We start from the raw sequence: 19,213 nt of genomic DNA, 5'->3' as shown, positions 1-19,213 counted from the left end.
TCAGACATCGATTTGCAGGCGATTAGCGGGAGTTGTGACACCGGTCACCGGTATCCGGGCACCTGCGACCCGCCCCGGGCCGGGGGACCGCGCACGGCCCCCGGCCCCCGGTCAGCTGAGCGTCACCTGGCGGTTGGTGAGACCGCCGCGCGCCCGGCGCTCCTCCGTGGTCAGCGGCGCGTCCGTGGCGAGCGCGACGGCCAGCCGCTCAGCGAGCTCGGCCGCCGGCTTCTCCACGTCGTCCGCCGAGACCCCGGTGGGCAGGTCCCAGACGGGGACCATCAGGCCGTGCGCGCGGAAGGAACCGACGAGCTTGGTGCCCTCGCCGAGCGAGGAGGTGCCGGCCGCGTGCAGACGCGCGAGCGCGTCGAGCAGCTTCTCCTCGGGGTGCGGCATGACCCAGCGCAGGTGGTTCTTGTCCGGGGTCTCGCACCAGTAAGCGGCGTCCACGCCGGTCAGCTTGACCGTCGGGATGGCGGCCGCGTTGGCGCGCTCCAGGGAGGCGGCGACCTCCGGCGAGGCGCTCTGGGCGTTCTCCGCTTCCGGAATCCAGAATTCGAACCCGCTGTGTACAACCGGCTCGAAACCGCCGTCCGCGGACAGGAGGTCCTGGAGTCGGGTCCCCTCGGCCGGGACCCGGCGGGCCTCGACGGCGGTGCCCGGCTCGGCGGCGAGCGCGCGCTCCAGGGTGTCGGCCATGTCGCGGGAGAGGTCACCGGTGCTCGACTCGTTCTGCAGGCCGAGCAGGACGGAGCCGTCCTCGCGGCGCAGCGCGGGCGAGGCCAGCGGGAGTACGGTCACCAGCGTGACGGAGGGGACGCCCTCGGGCAGACCGCCCTTGAGGGTGAGCGGCACGGTGGCGGCGGGGACGAGCTCGCGCAGCGCCACCCAGTCGCACTCGCCGGGCAGGCCCTCGAAGGGGCGCCGGACGTGCTCGGTGACGGCGTGCGCGGCGGCGGCGCCGTGGCAGGCCTTGTAGCGGCGCCCGGATCCGCAGGGGCAGGGCTCGCGAGCGCCCACCACCGGGATCTCACCGTTGTTGAGCTGCGGCTTTGCGGTCTTCGCTGCGGGGCGCTTCTTGGCCATCGTGGGTGTCTCCCGGTTGCGGCGGTACGGCGTGGGTCTCTGGGCGCGAGCCTAGCCGTTCGTACCGCCGCAGCCGGTGGGGTGCGGCCGGGAGCACGGTCGGCGTGCGCTCCCGGACGGCCGCCATCTGCTTTCTCGTGGCCGGTGATCGGTGATCGGTGATCGGTGATCAGGGATCAGTGAATCGGTGAATCGGTGAATCGGTGATCAGGGATTGGGGATCAGGGATCCAGATCGTCGAAGGCCGAGACGAAGTCGATCGCCGGGGGCGCGACGCGCGTAGCGAAATCCTCGTGCCGGGCCCCACAGGCGACGATCACCCAGACGGTGACCTCACCCGCCGCTCCGTCCCGGACACCCCAGTCCAGGGCCAAGGCGCTGATGATGTTCAGCCCCCGCCCGCCTCGCGCGGTGACCGAAGGTGTGGCCGGGACCGGGCGGGTGGGCCCGCCGCCGTCCGTGACCTCGACCGTCAGCCGCCCCGCCTTGTCGACGCGCCACGACGCGCGTATCCCTCCGTCACCGATGTCCCGCGCGCCCAGCGGTCTGCCGTGTCGGCAGGCATTGCTGAGCAGTTCGGAAAGGATCAGTACGGCATCGTCCACGACCGATTCGGACACCCCGCTGATACGCAATTGCTCGCGCATCCGGTGCCTCGCCTCGCCTACTCCCGCAGGACCATGGCGTACATCCATGCACGACGACGTGGGCACTTCTTGTGCCACCATCAACGCCACCCCCGGAACCTCCTTAGCCCCACGCATGGTCTGGATGCCCCAATGGCCTGGACCGGAAACCGCCTAAGCGGAGCCCTCTGGCGCATTGACGACGGCCGAATGCGGAGCGGATGCGCCGGTGCACACCCCGTGATGTCCGGTGCCTGTGTGACGTGTGGGCAAATAGGGACGTCAGCGTCCTAGTTGTGACAGAACCTGTCGGGGCCTGTTCGTGATGATCGCTTCTACACCCAGATCAGCGCAGAGCTGAACATCTTCCGGATCGTTCACTGTCCATACGTGTACGGGGTGGCCTGCGGCCTGAAGTTTGCGGATGAAGCCCGGATTGGCGCGCACGATCCGGATCCCGGGCCCCGCGATACGCACCCCGGCCGGCAGCCGCCCGTCCCGCATCCGGGGCGAGACGAACTGCATCAGGTACACGGTCGGGATCGTCGGCGCGCCCGCCCGCATCCGGTGCAGGGAGCGCGCGGAGAAGCTCATCACCCTGACCGGGTGCGGCCCCTCGGCGGTCGGCGCGTCCAGGCCGAAGCGCTTGAGCAGGAAGAGCAGCCGCTCCTCCACCTGTCCGGCCCAGCGGGTCGGGTGCTTGGTCTCGATCGCCAGCTGTACGGGCCGCCCGGAGTCGGCGACCAGTTCCAGCAGCCGCTCCAGGGTGAGTACGGAGGTCCGCTCGGGGTCGGCGTCCCAGTCGGGGGACTCCTCGCGGTCCTTCCACGAGCCGAAGTCGAGGGCGGCGAGATCGGCGAGCTCCAGGGCGGAGACCGCGCCGCGGCCGTTGGACGTGCGGTTCACCCGGCGGTCGTGGACCAGGACCAGATGGCCGTCGGCCGTGAGCCGGACATCGCATTCGAGGGCGTCGGCCCCGTCCTCGATGGCCTTGCGGTAGGCGGCCAGGGTGTGCTCGGGGGCATCCTCCGAGGCGCCGCGGTGGGCGACGACCTGGATGGGGCGCGGCATTGCGTGGGTCACCGGGTCATGGTGCCACCGGGAGGGCCCCGGATGTCGGGGAGTGGCCTGCGGGTGCTTCTGCGGATGCGCCTGAAATGTCGGAGATAAAGGATGGGAGGAGACGCACAGGTCCGGCTTACAGTGCTCTGACGGGTCATGGGAAAGGCTTTGCCCTGGAACTTGTACGGCACGTCGAACGTTCAGTCGGACCGACCGCCAGTATTTCTGAAGCCGTGTGTGACGAGGAGAGAGCGCTGTGAGCACCGAGAACGAGGGCACCGCGGCCCCTACGCCCCCCGCGGCCCCGCCCGCACCCCCGGTGGCCGCTCCCGTGGACGCCGCGCCCGCCTCCGCCGCTCCAGCGGCCGCCGAGCCGGTGACCCAGCAGCTGCCGCCGACGCCCGCGCCCGGCGCCGAGCCGACCCAGCAGCTCCCCCACACCACGGCCGCGCAGCCCGCGGCCCCGACGGTTTTCCCGGCCCCGGCCCCGGCCGCACCGGCTTCCGCCCCCGCGTACGCCGAGTCCCCGGTCCCGCCCGCCGCTCCGGCCTACGCCCAGACGCAGCACTCCGCCCCCGAGCCGCAGGCGCACGGCGCCGAGGGCTGGCCTCCCCCGCCGCCCGCGGCCCCCGCGTACGGGACCGGCGGCGGCCAGGGCGGCGGCGCCTGGGGCATGCCTCTGGGCACCGAAGGCGCCCCGCAGCCCAAGCCGAAGGGCAAGGGCGGCATGATCGCGGGCGTGCTCGCGGCGGCCCTCCTCGCGGGCGGCGTCGGCGGCGGTGTCGGCTACTGGGCCGCGGACCGCAGCGCCAACGGCTCCGGCTCGACCACGGTCAGCGCCGGCAACACCCCCAAGGACCTCAAGCGGGACTCGGGCTCCGTCGCGGGCCTGGCCGCCGGCGCGCTGCCCAGCGTCGTCACCATCGAGGCCTCGGCCGGGGACGGCGAGGGCGGCACCGGCACCGGCTTCGTCTACGACCAGCAGGGCCACATCCTCACCAACAACCACGTCGTCGCCTCCGCGGCCAACGGCGGCAAGCTCAGCGCGACGTTCTCCGACGGCAAGAAGTACGAGGCCGAGGTCGTCGGCCGGGCCCAGGGGTACGACGTCGCCGTCATCAAGCTGAAGACCCCGCCGTCCGGGCTCAAGCCGCTGCCGCTGGGCGACTCCGACAAGGTCGCCGTCGGCGACTCGACCATCGCGATCGGCGCCCCGTTCGGCCTGTCCAACACGGTCACCACCGGCATCGTCAGCGCCAAGAACCGCCCCGTCGCCTCCGGTGACGGCTCCGGCAGCAAGAACTCGTACATGAGCGCGCTGCAGACGGACGCCTCCATCAACCCGGGCAACTCCGGCGGTCCGCTGCTCGACGGCCGCGGCGCGGTCATCGGGATCAACTCCGCGATCCAGTCGGCGGGCAACGGCGGCTTCGGCGGCGGCCAGGCCGGCTCCATCGGCCTCGGTTTCGCCATCCCGATCAACCAGGCGAAGAACGTCGCCGAGTCGCTGATCAAGACGGGCAAGCCCGTCTACCCGGTGATCTCGGTCTCCGTGGACCTCGCGGCCAAGATCGACGGCGCCAAGATCTCCGAGACCGGGGCGAGCGCCAACGAGTTGGTCGACCCGAACGGCCCGGCCGGCAAGGCGGGGCTCAAGCCCGGCGACATCATCACCGAGTTCGGCGGCAAGCCGATCGACAGCGGCCCGACCCTGATCAGCGAGATCTGGACCTACAAGCCGGGTGACACGGTGAAGCTGACCTACCTGCGTGGCGGCAAGCCGAACACGGTGGACATCACGCTCGGCTCGCGGGTGGGCGACAAGTAGGCGGTACGCCGCCGGCTCGACTGGCTTGTTGGGAGGGGCCGTAGGCGGGATTCCGCCTACGGCCCCTCCCAATATCCGCTTATGCTTCGGGCGTGTTCGATACTCGGCACATACGGACGTTCCACGAGGTGGTTGCCTCCGGGTCCTACTCGGCCGCCGCCCGGGTCCTGGGGTACACCCAGCCCGCGGTCACCCAGCAGATGAAGGCGCTCGAACGCGCCGCCGGCACCCCGCTGTTCACCCGCGTCGGGCGCCGCATGCAGCTCACCGAGGCCGGGGAGTCCATGGCCCGGCACGCCGAGTCCATCCTCGGCAGCCTCTCCGCCGCCGAGGCCCAGCTCAAGGCGTACGCCCGGCTGCGCACCGGCCGCGTCCGGCTGTGCGGCTTCCCCAGCGCCAATGTCACCCTCGTCCCGGAAGCCCTCAGCAGTCTCGCCAAGGACCACCCGGGCATCCAGGTCGAACTGCTGGAGCAGGAACCGCCGGACTCCCTGCGCAGGCTGGAGCGCGGCGAGTGCGACATCACCCTGGCCTTCACCTATCCAGGGCTGCACGAGGCGGTCCCCGAGGAGGTCTGCGAGGTCAAGCTGCTGGAGGACCAGCTGACCGTGCTGCTGCCGACCGGCCACCCGCTGGCCCGGCGGCGGGCCGTGCACCTCGCGGACCTCTCCGAGGAGCGGTGGATCGCGGGCTGCCCGCGCTGCCGGGCGAACCTGCTGCACGAATGCGCGGAGCTGGGCTTCGTCCCCGACATCCGGTTCGCCACCGACGACAACCTGGTCGTGCAGAGCCTGGTCGCGCAGGGCCTGGGCGTGGCCATGATGCCCGCCCTCGTGCTGCCCTCGCTCTCCCTGAGCAAGGCGTGCGGCCGGGTCCTGGAGCCGGCCGCGCGACGCCACATCGCCGCCTACGTGTACCGCGACCACGCGCGGATCCCGGCGACCGCGGTGGTGCTCGAAGCCCTGCAGCGGGCGGCGTCGAACCGCGTCGGCTGCTGAGCGGGCCACCGGGTCCGGGCCTCGCGGCCCCGCCAACCCATAAGCGGAGCTAGGGCTTTCAGCTCGGAACTGTCGTTGGACGTGATGGATCGGCTCCCCGACGCTCCGGGTATGACCACCACCACGCCGGCCCGCACGACCGCGAGGATGGCCGCCCTCGTCAGTGAGATCCGCACGGTCGTGAACCGGGGGCTCGCCCCGGACCTCACCGCCTACCTGGTCGGCGAACGCCTCGCCCCGCACCTGGGGACGCACGGTCTGCTCACCGCCGGACAGCGCGAGGGCCACTCCGATCGCTACCGGCAGCACATCCTGCACGCGGAGCCGGACGGCAGCTTCTCGGTGGTCGCCCTGGTGTGGCTTCCGGGTCAGGAGACCGCCATCCACGACCACGTCTCGTGGTGCGTGGCCGGGGTGCACGAGGGCGAGGAGAGCGAGCTCCGCTACCGCCTCGCCCCCGCCACGGCGACCGACGACGCCCGGCTGGTGGCGACCGAGCAGGTGGTCAACGGCGTCGGCGACGTCTGCGGCTTCGCCCCGCCCGGGGACATCCACAAGGTCCGCAACTCCTGTTCCACCAAGGCGATATCCCTCCACGTATACGGCGCCGACGTCGCCCGCCTGGGCAGCAGCGTCCGCCGTGTCTACACGCTCCCCTCCGACTGATGGCCCTGCTGAACCGCCCGGTGAGGGGGGCGGGATCGCCGGGTCCGAGCGATGTTTCACGTGAAACATCGTCACCCTGGCCCGGGTTGGGCCTCGCGGCCGCCGGAGTGCTGGTGGCCTGGTCCCTGCACCGGCTGGTGCCCGCGGTGCCGATGCTGACGGCCGCCGTGGTGCTCGGCATCACCGCGGCGCACCTCCCCCGGCTACGGGGCTTCGTACGGGGAACCGCGCGCCCGGGCCTCTCCCTGGCCGGGAGGCGGCTGATGCGGATCGGCATCGTCCTGCTGGGCCTGGCGCTGGGACTGGACCAGGTGCTCCGGCTGGGCTGGGCCACGGTGGCGATGGTGGCCGGCGTAGTGGCGGCCACCTTCTTCGGCACGCTCTGGCTCGGCCGCCGGCTCGGACTCCCCGGCGACCAGCCGCTGCTGATCGCCACCGGTTACTCGATCTGCGGGGCCTCGGCCATCGGCGCGGTCAGCGAGGTGTCCGGCAGCGACGAGGAGGACGTGGCCTCCTCGGTCGCCCTGGTCACCCTCTGCGGCACCCTCGCCATCGCCGTACTCCCGCTCCTGCAATCCCCGTTGGGCCTCTCCGACCCGGAGTTCGGCCGCTGGGTGGGAGCCAGCGTCCACGACGTCGGCCAGGTGGTGGCGACCGCCCAGACGGCCGGCCCGGGAGCGCTCGGCGAAGCGGTGCTGGTCAAGCTGATGCGGGTGGCCATGCTCGCCCCGCTGGTGGCCGCGGTGGCCTTCTCGGTACGGGCCCGCAGGCGCGGGGTGCGCACGCCCTCGGGCCGCCGGCCGGCCCCGGTGCCGCTCTTCGTGGCCGGTTTCCTCGCGGCGGCCGCGCTGCGCGCCACCGGGGTACTGCCCGGCGCAGCCCTGGAATGGGCGCACACCGCACAGGAGCTGCTGCTGGCGGCCGCCCTGTTCGGCCTGGGCAGCGCGGTCCACCTGCCCACCCTGTCCCGTACCGGCGGCCGGGCCGCCCTGCTGGGCCTGGGGGCCTGGATCATGGTGGCCGGAGTCTCGTACGCGGGTGTCCTCCTCACCGCGTGACCCCTGGACGGAACGGAGTTGGCCAAATCCTGGCCGGAACCGACCGAACGTTCCGACTGGTGCCTGACATCTCGCCTCCGGCGTGTCACTCTGCCCCCGATCCGCACCGACCACTCTTCATCCGGGCACGGCAGAAGGAGTCATTGCGTGAATCGTCATCGCACAGCCGTATCGGTCTTACTCGCGGCGGGCGCCCTGATCGCGGGCGCCCTGACGTCGGCCTCCGCCTCGGTCGCCGCGGAGAGCCAGTCCTCGTTCCGGCAGCAGCAGACCCAGGGGTTCTGGACCGCGGAGCGCATGCGCGCCGCCACCCCGCTGGACATCACGGCGGCCCCGGGCGCCGGCCACCGGGTGCCCACCGCCGCGGCCCGCCCCACGACGATCGCCCCGACGGCTGCGAGCGCCTCCCCCACGGCGTTCCCGCAGGCGGGCGGCGCCTGGACGGGCGGCGGTGCGGTCGTCAAAACCTCGGGCCGGGTCTTCTTCACCTTCGGCGACCGCACAGCCTCCTGCTCCGGTGACTCGATCACCAGCGCCAACGGCAGCACGGTGATCACCGCCGGCCACTGCGTGAAGTACCAGGGCACCTGGCACACCAACTGGGTCTTCGTCCCGGCGTACGACAACGGCAACGCGCCCTACGGCCAGTGGTCGGCCACCAAGACCTTCGCCACCGACCAGTGGGCGGCCAGCGAGGACATGAACATGGACGTCGGCCTCGCGGTCGTCGCCCCGCTGAACGGCCAGAAGCTCAGCCAGGTCGTCGGCGCCCAGGGAATCGTCTTCAACGGCGGTTACAACAAGAAGATGTACTCCTTCGGCTTCCCCGCGGCGGCCCCGTACGACGGCACCAAGCTCGTCTACTGCAGCGGCAACACCGGCAAGGACTTCCTGCTGACCAAGGACCACAGCATGTCCTGCAACATGACCGGCGGCTCCAGCGGCGGCCCCTGGTTCCAGGACTTCAACGAGGCCACGGGCCTGGGCACGCAAGCCTCGGTGAACAGCTTCGGCTACACCTTCCTGCCCAACCGCATGTACGGCCCGTACTTCGGCAATGAGGCGAAGGCCGCGTACGACAAAGCCCAGACCGCCTGACCCACCCCGAAATCCCGAGCGCCGCACACCCTCACCGCCCGGTACTCTGTACCCGCCAGGTGGGTTGCCCGAGCGGCCTAAGGGAACGGTCTTGAAAACCGTCGTGGCGCGAGTCACCGTGGGTTCAAATCCCACACCCACCGCCAAGCGGGCCCGAGGCCCAGCTCAGAAGGGGTGCCACTGATCCGGTGGCACCCCTTTGCGCGTGCGGGCCGTGGGGTCAGCCGAACCAGACGACCAGGCGGACGCCCTCGTCGCCGTGCAGGCTCGCCAGTGTGCGCATGACCGACCAGACGGCGCCCCAGTCGCTGTCGGGCACGGCCTGCTTCCGGGTGAGGCGCCCGATGCGGAAGACGCGGTCGCCGTCCGGCCACTCGGTGCCCTCGGGGTAGGCGCGGCCCGCGCGGTGGAGGACGCGGGGATCGGTGAGTCCGGAAAGCTCGGCGAAGCGGGTGAGGCTGGTGTTCGTGCCCCACAGCTCCCAGGTGCCGTCAGGGCCGCGGCGGTACTCGTGGACGCAGTCGTCGACCTCGTCGGCGAGCTCGTCCCAGTCCGCGGCCGCCAGCTCCGCCCAGGTGATCCAGGACGCGCCCCGCCCGTCCGAGCCCCACGGCTCGACGGCGGCGAGGCTCTGCGGCGAAGCGTCCGGGGGCAGCCCGCGGTTGTCGGCGAGCGGGCGGAAGGAGCCGGTGTCGCGCACGCCGAACAGGGACCCGAAGGCGAGGTAGGAACGGCCGTTGTAGAGGTGGTCGACGTCGGCGGCCATGTTCCAGCTGCGGTCGTCCTCGTCCAGCCAGCGATCCCAGCGACACTCGATGAACCCGTAGATGTCTGTCCCCATGTCCGGAATTGTTCACTGCCGGAGTAGGGCGCGCGAGGAGTTTTCGGGCTGCTGCCCGGCTCCGCGAAGGGTGCCCCGGGAGCGGGCACCCTTCGCGGAGGGGGCGGTGGTCCCGGTCAGTCCGCATGGCCATGTGCTTGATGTTCGAGGGGGATCCCGGCGCGGGCGGCCACTGTCTGGTTCCGCATGGACACCTGGTCCCCCGACCGTCTGAAGAAGATCCGTCGCGCCGCCCGTGGAGCATGGTGGGAGGGCTGAATTGATGTCAACATCCAGTCAGAGATGGCTGGATGGCGATGAATCCGGCCGGGCGAGGTGGGTTCACAGTCGGTGATCTTCAGGGTGGAAAATCGTGTGATTGGTCCCTTTGGGTGGTGTTTGTCGGAAGATCGGCGCGGGGCGTGGAGTCGTTCCGGTTGCGCTCGCATCATGACGAATGTATTCAGATCCGCCCGTCGGAACATCGCGAAATGAGGGACCCGTCATGGCTCACCGCAGCACCATCACGTCGATCTGGACCACCGTCCTCGCAGCGCTCGTGGCCCTCCTCGCCGCCCTCGGCCTCGCCGGCAAGACCGCCCCCGCCGCCGCCTCCCCCTCCACTCCCTCCCCCGTCCCCACGGCCGCCACCGCGGCCCGGCCGGCCTTCATGGCCCGGCGGACCTGGCGGGCGATGGTGCGGGGCGGCTCGCTCCCGCCCACCATCAAGCAGCGCATCCGCGCCGAGGCGCACGGCAAGACCCCGTCCGTCCGCCGCTCGACCACCGCCGCCGCCCTCACTGCCGGGACCGGGTCGGGATCCGCGTCCGGGTTCGCCTCCGGTGCCGCCGAGGGTGACCGTACGGCCGTGCTCGCCGCCGCGGGCCGCATCGCAGCCGCCCGCCGGGAGATGGCCCTCGCCGCGTAGCCGGCCGTACGGAACGCGGAGCGCAGGACGCAGTACCTACGACGCAGTACGGACGGCCGCATCACGCACGACGCGGCACGCGTGACATGACGCAGCACCGCAGGCGCAGCGCAGCGCACACAGCGCAGCGCACCACACACATCACAGCACGTACGAGTAGGACAGCAGGCGCTGGAGCCCGGTCGGTCGGTGTAGGCAGGCCGCGACCGCGGATCGCGCCGCGCTGGTGCCCCGGAGCGGGGCACGGTGGGATGGCCCCGGCGGGCGCCGGGGGCGTGCAGGGGGCGTGAAGCTTGGTAGGGCAGGGCCGCAGGCCCGGGAGACCTTGGGGTTCCCGGACGGCGCGGCTCTTTTCGGCATGTCCGGGGTGTGGCCGTGGCGGGGCGGTTTGGCGGAACGCTTCGCCCCTTGCGCGGCGGTGGTTCCGGCGGTTGCCGAGGCGCTGACCTGGGGCGGCTGGGGCGGCTGGGGCGCGAATGAGGTTTATCCGATGTTGGTCATGCTTGCGGGGGAATCGTGGGCTCCGGGGTGGTTCGCCGGGGATTCGGTGGGCAACTCTGATCTCGCGACGTCGTCACCACACGGAACGACCGAGGCGGTCGGCCAACTGCCTTGGAATGAAACCCACTTCGGTTTTATGGAGGATAAAGACATGGCAAGCATCCGTACCGCCCGCGTCATCGCCGCCGTCGCCGCTCTCCCCCTCGCCGTCGCCCTCTTCGGCGGCGTGGCCTCGGCCGACAACGGCTCCTTCGCGAACGACGGATCGAATGCGAGCGTCGCCAGCATCATCGGCAGCGGCGTAGGCGGCAGCAACCACGGCAACTCCTCCACCTCGCAGCAGGTGGCCACCGGTTCCGGCGCGTCCAACCAGAACAACACCGCGCAGGTCAACGGCTCGGCCTTCACCGCGATCGAACAGCACAACTCCAATGTCGCGGTGAACTTCCACCCCTGGTGGTAGCCGCGGCCTGAGCCGCACCGACTGTTGAGGGCGCCTGTGCGACCGGACCGGCTGGGGTCCGGTAGCGCAGGCGCCCTCGGGCGTTTCCAGCACCTCGTCACCGCGCCCCGGCCTTGACATCCACCTGGAATCTGACGGACAGTCAGGTCCACTCGATGATGTGAAGCCGGGAGGCCAGCGCCGTGCACCTCGCCCCGACCGAAGGCCAGTTGCGGCTCCGCGCCGAACTGCGTGAGTACTTCGGAAATCTGCTGCCGGACGGGTTGCCCGAGGACCCCGCCGCGCAACGCGCACTACTGCGCCGCATCGGCGCCGACGGACTGCTCGGCCTCGGCTGGCCCGTCGAGTACGGAGGCCAGGGCCGCGGCCCCGACGAGCAGTTCGTGTTCTTCGACGAGGCCTACCGGGCCGGCGCCCCCGTCTCCATGGTCACGCTGAACACCGTCGGCCCGACCCTGATGAAGTACGGGACGCAGGAGCAGAGGGACTACTTCCTGCCCCGGATCCTCAAGGGCGAACTCGTCTTCGCCATCGGCTACTCGGAACCGGAAGCCGGTACCGACCTCGCCTCTCTCCGTACCAAGGCCGTGAGGGACGGCCGGGACTGGCTGGTCGACGGGCAGAAGATCTTCACCTCCAACGCCCAGAACGCCGACTGGATCTGGCTCGCCTGCCGCACCGACCCGGACGCCCCCAAGCACAAGGGCATCTCCATCATCCTGGTGCCCACCGACGACCCCGGTTTCGCGTGGACCCCGATCGAGACGGTCGGCGGCCTGACCACGACCGCCACGTACTACGACTCCATCCGCGTGCCCGCCGGCAATCTCGTCGGCCCGGAGCACGGCGGCTGGGGCCTGATCACCAACCAGCTCAACCACGAGCGCGTCGCCCTCGCCGCCATCGGCATGCAGGCAGAGGACTTCTACGACGACGCGCTCGCCCACGCCCGCACCCCCGACCCGGTCACCGGCGAGCGCCCGGCCGACCGCCCCTGGGTGCGGTCCAGGCTCGCCGAGGCGCACGCGCGCCTGGCCGCCGTACGCCTCCTCAACTGGCGCCTCGTCCAGGACGTCGGCGCCGGCACGCTGGCACCGGGGGACGCGAGCGGCGTGAAGTTCCTGGGCACCGAGTCCACCGTCGAGGTGTACCGGATCTGCCAGGAGGTGGTGGGGGAGGAGGCGCTCGTACGGGGACCGGGGCCCGAGGCCTTCGCCGGCGGCGAGCTGGAGCGGATGAACCGGGCCGCCCAGATCAACACCTTCGGCGGCGGCGTCAGCGAGGTCCAGCGGGAGATCGTCGCGATGATGCGGCTCGGCATGAAGGGGAGGAAGCGATGACCGCCACGGCCGACGGGCCGGTCGGGGCAGCCCGAGCGGAGCAAGCGGAACAGGCAGCCGAGGCAGCCGAGGCCGCGGACGCCGCCCGGTTCCACACGCTGCTCAAGGCCTTCGAAGGGTATCCCGCCGCGACCGCCGGACAGGGCAAGGACGCGGTCAACGAGCCGATGATCCGCCACTGGTGCGAGGCGATGGGCGACACCAACCCCGCCTACACCGGGCCGGACGCCATCGCCCCGCCCACGATGCTCCAGGCCTGGACGATGGGCGGACTCTCCGGTCACGGCGAGCGCTCCGGCGGCTACGACGAGCTCCTCGCGCTGTTCGACGGCGCGGGCTGCACCTCCGTGGTCGCCACCGACTGCGAGCAGGAGTACCTGCGGCCGCTGCGCCCCGGCGACGCGATCACCTTCGACGCCGTCATCGAGTCGGTGTCGCCGCGCAAGACGACCAAATTGGGCACCGGCCACTTCGTGACCACCCGCATGGACGTCCGCGCGAACGGCGAACTCGCCGGGACCCACCGCTTCCGGATCCTCAAGTACGTCCCGGCGGCGAAGAAGGCCGCGCAGCCGGCCCAGCCACCGAAGAAGGCGGCCCGGCGCCCCCGCCCCGTCGTCAACCGCGACAACCAGGGCTTCTGGGACGGAGTTCGCGAGCACAAGCTGCTGATCCAGCGCTGCACCGCCTGCGCGGCGCTCCGCTTCCCCTGGCTGCCCGGCTGCAACGCCTGCGCGAGCCCGGAGTGGGACACGGTCGAGGCGTCCGGCGCCGGCACCGTCTTCAGCTACGTCGTCATGCACCACCCGCCCTTCCCGGCCTTCGACCCGCCTTACGCCGTCGCGCTCGTCGAGCTCGCCGAGGGCGTCCGGATGGTCAGCAACATCACCGGGGTCCCGTACGACAAGGTCCGCATCGGACTGTCCGTCCGACTGGAGTTCCTGCGCGTCGACGAGGAACTGGAACTGCCCGTCTTCCGGGGGAGTGAGGGCTGATGGACTTCCACCCCACCGAGGAGCAGGCGGCCGCGGCCGGGCTCGCCGCCCGGATCTTCGGAGACCTCGCCACCCACGACCGCCTCGCCGCAGCCGGCACCGGCAGCGACGCCGAGTTGTGGAAGGCCCTCACCGCCGCCGGCCTGGTCGCCGCGGTCGAGGACGTCGGCCTGCTCGGACTGGTGCTCCTGCTGGAGGAACAGGGCCGCACCACCGCACAGGTCCCGTACGCCGCCACGTGCGTGTACGGGGTCCTCGCGCTGGCCCGTCACGGCAGCGACGAGCAGCGCGCCCGGCTGCTGCCCGCCCTCGGCTCCGGCGACGCGGTCGCCACCGGAGCCTTCCCGGACCGCGGCCGGATCACCGCGTCGGCCGACGGCCGCCTCACCGGAACCGCCCCCGCCGTCCCCTGGCTGCGCGAGGCCACGCACGTCCTGGTCCCCGACGCGGCCGGGGCCCTGTGGCTCGTACGGACGGACACGCCGGGGGTGCGCACCTCGCCGGTGGAGACCACCGCGCCCTGGTCCGCCGGGAACCTGACCCTGACCGGAGCCGAGGCGGAGCGGGTCGGTGCGCCGGGTGCCCACGCGGACGTGCTGGCCGTCGCCCGCACCGCTTTCGCCGGTCTCCAGGCGGGTGTCTGTGCGGGCTCACTGGCCCGCGCGGTGGAGTACACCTGCACGCGCGAGCAGTTCGGCCGCCCGCTCTCCACGAACCAGGGGGTCATGCTGCGCGCGGCCGACGCGTACATGGACACCGAGGCGATACGGGTCACCGCGTACGAGGCGGCCTGGCGCGTCGACGAGGGGCTCCCGGTGGGCGATCACGCGCTGACGGCGGCCTGGTGGGCCTCGGAGGCGGGCAAGCGGGTCGTCCACGCCGGCCAGCACCTGCACGGCGGGATGGGCGCCGACCTCGACCACCCCGTCCACCGGCACTTCCTGTGGGGTCGCCAGCTCGACGCGTACCTGGGCTGCGGCAGCGAACTGCTGGCCGAGCTGGGCTCGCTCCTTTCCGAACACGCGCCCGAGAGGGACCAGGCATGAACATAGGCGACACACTGCCGCCGCTGGAGATACCGGTCACCCGCACCCTGATCGTCGCGGGCGCGATCGCCTCCCGCGACTACCAGGACGTGCACCACGACGCGGTGCTCGCGCGGGAGAAGGGCTCCCCGGACGTCTTCATGAACATCCTGACGACCAACGGCCTGGTCGGCCGGTACATCACCGACCACCTGGGCCCGGCCGCCGTGCTGCGCAAGGTGGCCATCCGTCTCGGCGCCCCGAACTACCCCGGCGACACCATGACGCTCACCGGGACCGTCACCGCCCTCGACGGGGACACCGCCGAGATCCGCGTGGTCGGCGCCAACGGCATCGGTCACCACGTCACGGGCACGGTCACCGTCACCCTGGGCACCCCGGAGGCCACGGCATGAGCGTCCGCACCCGCGACGAGCTCGGCGGCCGCGCCGCCATCGCCGGCATCGGCGCCACCGAGTTCTCCAAGGACTCCGGCCGCAGCGAGCTCAAGCTGGCCGTCGAAGCCGTACACGCCGCCCTCGACGACGCCGGTCTCACCCCCGCCGACGTCGACGGCATGGTCACCTTCACGATGGACACCAGCCCCGAGATCACCGTCGCCCAGGCGGCCGGGATCAGGGACCTCTCCTTCTTCTCCCGCATCCACTACGGGGGCGGCGCCGCCTGCGCCACCGTCCAGCAGGCCGCCCTCGCCGTGGCCACCGGGGTCGCGGAGGTCGTCGTCTGCTACCGCGCCTTCAACGAGCGCTCCGGCCGCCGCTTCGGCTCCGGCGTCCAGCAGCGCGAGCCCTCGGCGGAGGGCGCGGCGCTCGGCTGGTCGCTGCCATGGGGCCTGCTCACCCCGGCTTCCTGGGTGGCCATGACCGCCCAGCGCTACCTGCACACCTACAACCTGACCCCCGAGGCCTTCGGCCACGTCGCGGTTACCGACCGCCGGCACGCCGCGAACAACCCCGCCGCCTACTTCTACGGCAAGCCCATCACCCTCGCCGACCACGCCGCCTCGCGCTGGATCGTGCAGCCGCTGCGGCTGCTGGACTGCTGCCAGGAGACGGACGGCGGCCAGGCCATCGTCGTCACCACCGCCGAGCGGGCCCGGGACCTGCGGCAGAAGCCGGCCGTGATCACCGCCGCCGCGCAGGGTGCGGGGCGCCGCCAGGAGGGCATGACGTCCTTCTACCGCGACGGCCTCACCGGGCTCCCCGAGATGGACGTGGTCGCCCGCCAGCTGTGGCGGACCAGCGGACTGCGGCCCTCGGACATCGACGTCGGCATCCTCTACGACCACTTCACGCCGTTCGTGCTGATGCAGCTGGAGGAGTTCGGCTTCTGCGCGCCGGGGGAGGCCGCCGACTTCGTGGCCGCCGACGCGCTGCCGCTCAACACCCACGGCGGCCAGCTCGGGGAGGCGTACCTGCACGGCATGAACGGCATCGCCGAGGCGGTCCGCCAGCTGCGCGGCACCTCCGTCAACCAGGTCGACGGCGCCGCGCACGCCCTGGTCACGGCCGGCACCGGGGTCCCGACCTCCGGCCTGATCCTCGGCGCGGACGGCTGACCCGCCCCCGTACGGGCGCCCAGCCCCTCAGACGGAAGCCCCGCCTCCTCCACCTTCAGGAGGTGGGGCCAGCCCCACCCCTACAACCTGAGGCGGACCCCTCTTCGGCACTTGCGGCCGATCCCACGAGGCCGCGTCGCTCCTAGCGTGGAGGCATGACCACGCCTGTGTGCACGCTCGCCTCGAATCCGACGCCGTACCCGTCGTTCTCGGCGTACGTCCGGACCCGTGGCACGGTCCTGATGCGGACCGCGCGTTCGCTCACCGCAAACCCCTGCGATGCCGAGGACCTCCTCCAGACCGCGCTGGCCAAGACCTACGTCGCGTGGGACCGCATCGAGGACCACCGCGCCCTGGACGGCTACGTCCGCCGGGCCCTGGTCAACACCCGCACCAGCCAGTGGCGCAAGCGCAAGGTCGACGAGTTCGTCTGCGACGAGCTCCCCGAGGCCGACGAGCCGCCGGCCGCCGACCCCGCCGAGGCCCAGGCGCTGCGCGACGCGATGTGGCGCGCGGTGACCCGGCTGCCCGACCGGCAGCGGGCGATGGTCGTCCTGCGCTACTACGAGGACATGAGCGAGGTCCAGACCGCCGAACTGCTCGGCGTCTCCGTCGGCACGGTCAAGAGCGCCGTCTCGCGGGCGCTGGTCAAGCTCCGCGAGGACCCCGAACTGACCCCGGTCCGCTGACACCACCGGGGCGATGTTTCACGTGAAACGCCGACCCCACCCGGCCGATGTTTCACGTGAAACATCCGCCGTCGGCCCGTCCCTCCGTTTTTCTGGCCCCGTTTCTACCGCTGGGTAGTGACATGCCGACCGGTACGTGCGCAGAATCGGCAGCATCCGTAGCCGCCGCAGCGCCGCAGCGCTCACCGGGAGGACGCTTTGCTGAGCACGATGCAGGACGTACCACTCCTCGTCACCCGCATACTGCAGCACGGGATGACGATCCACGGGAAGTCCCAGGTCACGACCTGGACGGGGGAGGCCGAGCCGCACCGGCGCAGCTTCGCCGAGATCGGCGTCCGCGCCACTCGCCTGGCCAACGCCCTGCGCGACGAGCTCGGAGTCCAGCAGGACGACCGCGTCGCCACCCTCATGTGGAACAACTCCGAACACGTCGAGGCGTACTTCGCGATCCCCTCCATGGGGGCCGTCCTGCACACGCTGAACCTGCGGCTCCCTCCCGAGCAGCTGGTCTTCATCGTCAACCACGCCGCCGACCGGGTCGTCCTGGTCAACGGCACCCTGCTGCCGCTGCTCGCGCCGCTGCTGCCGCACCTGCCGACCATCGAGCACGTCGTGGTCGCGGGCATCGGCGACCGCTCCGCGCTCGACGGACTCGGGGTGCGCGTGCACGAGTACGAGGAACTCCTGGCGGGCCGCCCCGACACCTACGCCTGGCCCGAGCTGGACGAGCGCCAGGCCGCGGCCATGTGCTACACCTCCGGCACCACCGGGGACCCCAAGGGCGTCGTCTACTCCCACCGCTCGATCTACCTGCACTCGATGCAGGTCAACATGGCCGAGTCGATGGGCCTGACCGACAAGGACACCACCCTCGTCGTCGTCCCGCAGTTCCACGTCAACGCCTGGGGCCTGCCGCACGCCACCTTCATGACCGGCATCAACATGCTGATGCCGGACCGCTTCCTGCAGCCCGCCCCGCTCGCCGAGATGATCGAGCGGGAGAAGCCCTCGCACGCCGCGGCCGTCCCCACCATCTGGCAGGGACTGCTCGCCGAGGTCACCGCCCATCCGCGCGACATCAGCTCGATGAAGCAGGTCACCATCGGCGGCTCGGCTTGTCCGCCCTCCCTCATGGAGGCGTACGACAAGCTGGGCGTCCGGGTCTGCCACGCCTGGGGCATGACCGAGACCTCCCCGCTGGGCACGATGGCGCACCCGCCGGCCGGGTTGAGCGCCGAGGAGGAGTGGCCGTACCGCCTCACCCAGGGCCGGTTCCCGACGGGCGTCGAGCCCCGGCTGGTCGGCCCGGCGGGCGACGTACTGCCGTGGGACGGTGAGTCGGCGGGCGAGCTGGAGGTCCGCGGCACCTGGATCGCGGGCGCCTACTACGGCGGAGCGTCGGGCGAGCCGATCCGTCCCGAGGACAAGTTCAGCGCGGACGGCTGGCTCAAGACCGGCGACGTCGGCGTGATCAGCCCTGACGGCTTCCTCACCCTCACCGACCGGTCCAAGGACGTCATCAAGTCCGGCGGCGAGTGGATCTCCAGCATGGAGCTGGAGAACGCGCTGATGGCCCACCCGGAGGTCGCCGAGGCGGCGGTCGTCGCCGTGCCCGACGAGAAGTGGGGCGAGCGTCCGCTGGCCACCGTCGTCCTGAAGGAGGGCGCCACCGTGGACTACGCGGGGCTGCGCGCCTTCCTCGGCCGGTCGATCGCCAAGTGGCAGCTGCCGGAGCGCTGGGCGGTCGTCGAGGCCGTGCCGAAGACGAGCGTCGGCAAGTTCGACAAGAAGGTGATCCGCAAGCAGTACGCGGACGGCGCCATCGACGTCACCAAGCTCGACTGAGTCCCGCGGGGGCTACTGGCCCCGCGTGAGCCAGGGCCGCAGCAGCTTGCTGATCGCGGGCATGGCCACGTAGGTCATCAGGGTGCTGAAGACGACGGCGAAGGCGGCCGTCCGCAGCACGAAGTGCAGGTTCACCAGGTACGGCCCGAGCAGCGCGTTGCCCGCGAGCGAGATCGGGAAGATGGCCAGCCCGGAGCTGATCGCCATCTTCCAGCGCGGCGGCGCGGGCCGGGCCGTACCCGGCTTCGCGAACCAGGTCTCCATGCCGTGCAGTTCGCGCCGGGCTATCTCGGTGTGGTGGTGGCCGAGGCAGTTCGAGAACCACGCGGCCCGCTCGGCGGAGTCCTGCCACCGCTGGAAGGCCGCCTGGTTGCGGAAGCGGTGCACCAGGAACCACGGCCCGCCCGCCACGGCCGGGCGGAACAGCCCGTACCCGAGGTGGTCGGGGAAGGTCGCGGCCGTCTCCAGGATGCCGTGGGCCCAGGCCTCGAAGGTCTCCTCGTGCCCCGGTTCCACCTGCCGGGCGATCAGCAGGCTGACCTCCCCGCTGTCTGCCGGGACGGTCTGCTCAGTCGTGTCGATGACGGCCATGCGGCCAGGATG

At 71.6% G+C, this 19,213-nt stretch carries 19 protein-coding genes and 1 tRNA gene; 15 read left to right on the top strand and 5 right to left on the bottom strand.

Features of this window, described 5'->3' with window-relative positions:
* Positions 1-111 precede the first annotated feature (111 nt).
* The 3 genes from J7F03_RS29630 to J7F03_RS29620 all read right to left on the bottom strand — a co-directional run bounded on the left by J7F03_RS29630 (position 112) and on the right by J7F03_RS29620 (position 2,783).
* Complete coding sequence (locus J7F03_RS29630; protein ID WP_214954848.1) at positions 112-1,086, bottom strand: DUF5926 family protein; 975 nt, start codon at positions 1,084-1,086, stop codon at positions 112-114.
* Between the two features lie 221 nt (positions 1,087-1,307).
* Complete coding sequence (locus J7F03_RS29625; RefSeq protein ID WP_374104408.1) at positions 1,308-1,814, bottom strand: ATP-binding protein; 507 nt, start codon at positions 1,812-1,814, stop codon at positions 1,308-1,310.
* A 180-nt stretch (positions 1,815-1,994) separates the two neighbouring features.
* The gene (locus J7F03_RS29620; protein WP_214954933.1) at positions 1,995-2,783 is read right to left on the bottom strand and encodes a glycerophosphodiester phosphodiesterase; all 789 of its coding nucleotides are present in this window, start codon (positions 2,781-2,783) and stop codon (positions 1,995-1,997) included.
* Between the two features lie 247 nt (positions 2,784-3,030).
* On the opposite strand from J7F03_RS29620, the gene J7F03_RS29615 reads away from it, so the two are divergent.
* From J7F03_RS29615 to J7F03_RS29590, 6 genes are all read left to right on the top strand, one after another.
* Positions 3,031-4,602, top strand: a complete 1,572-nt coding sequence (locus J7F03_RS29615) for a S1C family serine protease (protein ID WP_214954846.1) — start codon at positions 3,031-3,033, stop codon at positions 4,600-4,602.
* Positions 4,603-4,694: 92 nt separating this feature from the next.
* Positions 4,695-5,600: a LysR family transcriptional regulator gene (locus tag J7F03_RS29610; RefSeq protein ID WP_214954844.1), complete on the top strand. Its 906-nt coding sequence runs from the start codon at positions 4,695-4,697 to the stop codon at positions 5,598-5,600.
* 111 nt (positions 5,601-5,711) lie between these two features.
* Positions 5,712-6,266, top strand: a complete 555-nt coding sequence (locus tag J7F03_RS29605; RefSeq protein WP_214954842.1) for a cysteine dioxygenase family protein — start codon at positions 5,712-5,714, stop codon at positions 6,264-6,266.
* Positions 6,266-7,324, top strand: coding sequence for a YeiH family protein (locus J7F03_RS29600; protein WP_214954840.1), 1,059 nt, complete (start codon positions 6,266-6,268; stop codon positions 7,322-7,324). Before J7F03_RS29605 ends, J7F03_RS29600 begins: the two co-directional genes overlap by 1 nt.
* Before the next feature lie 147 nt (positions 7,325-7,471).
* Positions 7,472-8,422 (top strand): serine protease, encoded by a 951-nt coding sequence (locus J7F03_RS29595; RefSeq protein WP_214954838.1) that lies wholly within the window; start codon positions 7,472-7,474, stop codon positions 8,420-8,422.
* Between the two features lie 58 nt (positions 8,423-8,480).
* Positions 8,481-8,568 (top strand) — tRNA-Ser (locus tag J7F03_RS29590).
* 74 nt (positions 8,569-8,642) lie between these two features.
* On the opposite strand, the gene J7F03_RS29585 is transcribed toward J7F03_RS29590, so the two are convergent.
* Positions 8,643-9,263 (bottom strand): hypothetical protein, encoded by a 621-nt coding sequence (locus J7F03_RS29585; RefSeq protein WP_214954836.1) that lies wholly within the window; start codon positions 9,261-9,263, stop codon positions 8,643-8,645.
* Between the two features lie 484 nt (positions 9,264-9,747).
* Between J7F03_RS29585 and J7F03_RS29580 the strand changes: the two genes are divergently transcribed.
* The 9 genes from J7F03_RS29580 (at position 9,748) to J7F03_RS29540 (ending at position 18,610) form a co-directional block, all read left to right on the top strand.
* Positions 9,748-10,170 carry a DUF6344 domain-containing protein gene (locus J7F03_RS29580; RefSeq protein ID WP_251072680.1) on the top strand — a complete coding sequence of 141 codons (423 nt, stop codon included), beginning with the start codon at positions 9,748-9,750 and terminating at the stop codon, positions 10,168-10,170.
* Between the two features lie 652 nt (positions 10,171-10,822).
* Positions 10,823-11,134, top strand: a complete 312-nt coding sequence (locus tag J7F03_RS29575) for a hypothetical protein (RefSeq protein WP_214954832.1) — start codon at positions 10,823-10,825, stop codon at positions 11,132-11,134.
* A 182-nt stretch (positions 11,135-11,316) separates the two neighbouring features.
* On the top strand, positions 11,317-12,474 hold the full coding sequence (locus tag J7F03_RS29570) for an acyl-CoA dehydrogenase family protein (protein WP_214954830.1): 1,158 nt from the start codon (positions 11,317-11,319) through the stop codon (positions 12,472-12,474).
* Positions 12,471-13,469: a bifunctional MaoC family dehydratase N-terminal/OB-fold nucleic acid binding domain-containing protein gene (locus tag J7F03_RS29565; RefSeq protein ID WP_214954828.1), complete on the top strand. Its 999-nt coding sequence runs from the start codon at positions 12,471-12,473 to the stop codon at positions 13,467-13,469. Before J7F03_RS29570 ends, J7F03_RS29565 begins: the two co-directional genes overlap by 4 nt.
* Entirely contained in the window at positions 13,469-14,515 is a 1,047-nt protein-coding gene (locus tag J7F03_RS29560) for an acyl-CoA dehydrogenase family protein (RefSeq protein WP_214954826.1), read from the top strand. Before J7F03_RS29565 ends, J7F03_RS29560 begins: the two co-directional genes overlap by 1 nt.
* Positions 14,512-14,910 carry a MaoC family dehydratase gene (locus J7F03_RS29555; protein ID WP_214954824.1) on the top strand — a complete coding sequence of 133 codons (399 nt, stop codon included), beginning with the start codon at positions 14,512-14,514 and terminating at the stop codon, positions 14,908-14,910. The genes J7F03_RS29560 and J7F03_RS29555 overlap by 4 nt, the downstream gene beginning before the upstream one ends.
* Complete coding sequence (locus J7F03_RS29550) at positions 14,907-16,073, top strand: lipid-transfer protein (protein WP_214954821.1); 1,167 nt, start codon at positions 14,907-14,909, stop codon at positions 16,071-16,073. The genes J7F03_RS29555 and J7F03_RS29550 overlap by 4 nt, the downstream gene beginning before the upstream one ends.
* 155 nt (positions 16,074-16,228) lie before the next feature.
* Complete coding sequence (locus tag J7F03_RS29545) at positions 16,229-16,762, top strand: SigE family RNA polymerase sigma factor (protein ID WP_214954819.1); 534 nt, start codon at positions 16,229-16,231, stop codon at positions 16,760-16,762.
* A gap of 198 nt (positions 16,763-16,960) precedes the next feature.
* Positions 16,961-18,610, top strand: coding sequence for a long-chain fatty acid--CoA ligase (locus J7F03_RS29540; RefSeq protein WP_214954817.1), 1,650 nt, complete (start codon positions 16,961-16,963; stop codon positions 18,608-18,610).
* Between the two features lie 12 nt (positions 18,611-18,622).
* Here J7F03_RS29540 and J7F03_RS29535 read toward each other — a convergent pair whose 3' ends face one another.
* On the bottom strand, positions 18,623-19,201 hold the full coding sequence (locus J7F03_RS29535) for an antibiotic biosynthesis monooxygenase (RefSeq protein ID WP_214954816.1): 579 nt from the start codon (positions 19,199-19,201) through the stop codon (positions 18,623-18,625).
* Positions 19,202-19,213: the final 12 nt, after the last annotated feature.

The sequence above is a fragment of the Streptomyces sp. ISL-43 genome, from assembly GCF_018614195.1.
Classification (GTDB): domain Bacteria; phylum Actinomycetota; class Actinomycetes; order Streptomycetales; family Streptomycetaceae; genus Streptomyces.
This window is presented reverse-complemented; position numbering and strand designations above follow the sequence as displayed.

Excerpts from the sequence above, each read along its gene's own strand:
- J7F03_RS29585 (WP_214954836.1), bottom strand. The coding sequence starts at position 9,263 with ATGGGGACAGACATCTACGGGTTCATCGAGTGTCGCTGGGATCGCTGG.
- J7F03_RS29580 (WP_251072680.1), top strand. The coding sequence starts at position 9,748 with ATGGCTCACCGCAGCACCATCACGTCGATCTGGACCACCGTCCTCGCA.
- J7F03_RS29600 (WP_214954840.1), top strand. The coding sequence starts at position 6,266 with ATGGCCCTGCTGAACCGCCCGGTGAGGGGGGCGGGATCGCCGGGTCCG.
- J7F03_RS29625 (WP_374104408.1), bottom strand. The coding sequence starts at position 1,814 with ATGGTGGCACAAGAAGTGCCCACGTCGTCGTGCATGGATGTACGCCAT.
- J7F03_RS29545 (WP_214954819.1), top strand. The coding sequence starts at position 16,229 with ATGACCACGCCTGTGTGCACGCTCGCCTCGAATCCGACGCCGTACCCG.
- J7F03_RS29560 (WP_214954826.1), top strand. The coding sequence starts at position 13,469 with ATGGACTTCCACCCCACCGAGGAGCAGGCGGCCGCGGCCGGGCTCGCC.
- J7F03_RS29550 (WP_214954821.1), top strand. The coding sequence starts at position 14,907 with ATGAGCGTCCGCACCCGCGACGAGCTCGGCGGCCGCGCCGCCATCGCC.
- J7F03_RS29575 (WP_214954832.1), top strand. The coding sequence starts at position 10,823 with ATGGCAAGCATCCGTACCGCCCGCGTCATCGCCGCCGTCGCCGCTCTC.
- J7F03_RS29605 (WP_214954842.1), top strand. The coding sequence starts at position 5,712 with ATGACCACCACCACGCCGGCCCGCACGACCGCGAGGATGGCCGCCCTC.
- J7F03_RS29555 (WP_214954824.1), top strand. The coding sequence starts at position 14,512 with ATGAACATAGGCGACACACTGCCGCCGCTGGAGATACCGGTCACCCGC.
- J7F03_RS29630 (WP_214954848.1), bottom strand. The coding sequence starts at position 1,086 with ATGGCCAAGAAGCGCCCCGCAGCGAAGACCGCAAAGCCGCAGCTCAAC.
- J7F03_RS29535 (WP_214954816.1), bottom strand. The coding sequence starts at position 19,201 with ATGGCCGTCATCGACACGACTGAGCAGACCGTCCCGGCAGACAGCGGG.
- J7F03_RS29620 (WP_214954933.1), bottom strand. The coding sequence starts at position 2,783 with ATGCCGCGCCCCATCCAGGTCGTCGCCCACCGCGGCGCCTCGGAGGAT.
- J7F03_RS29565 (WP_214954828.1), top strand. The coding sequence starts at position 12,471 with ATGACCGCCACGGCCGACGGGCCGGTCGGGGCAGCCCGAGCGGAGCAA.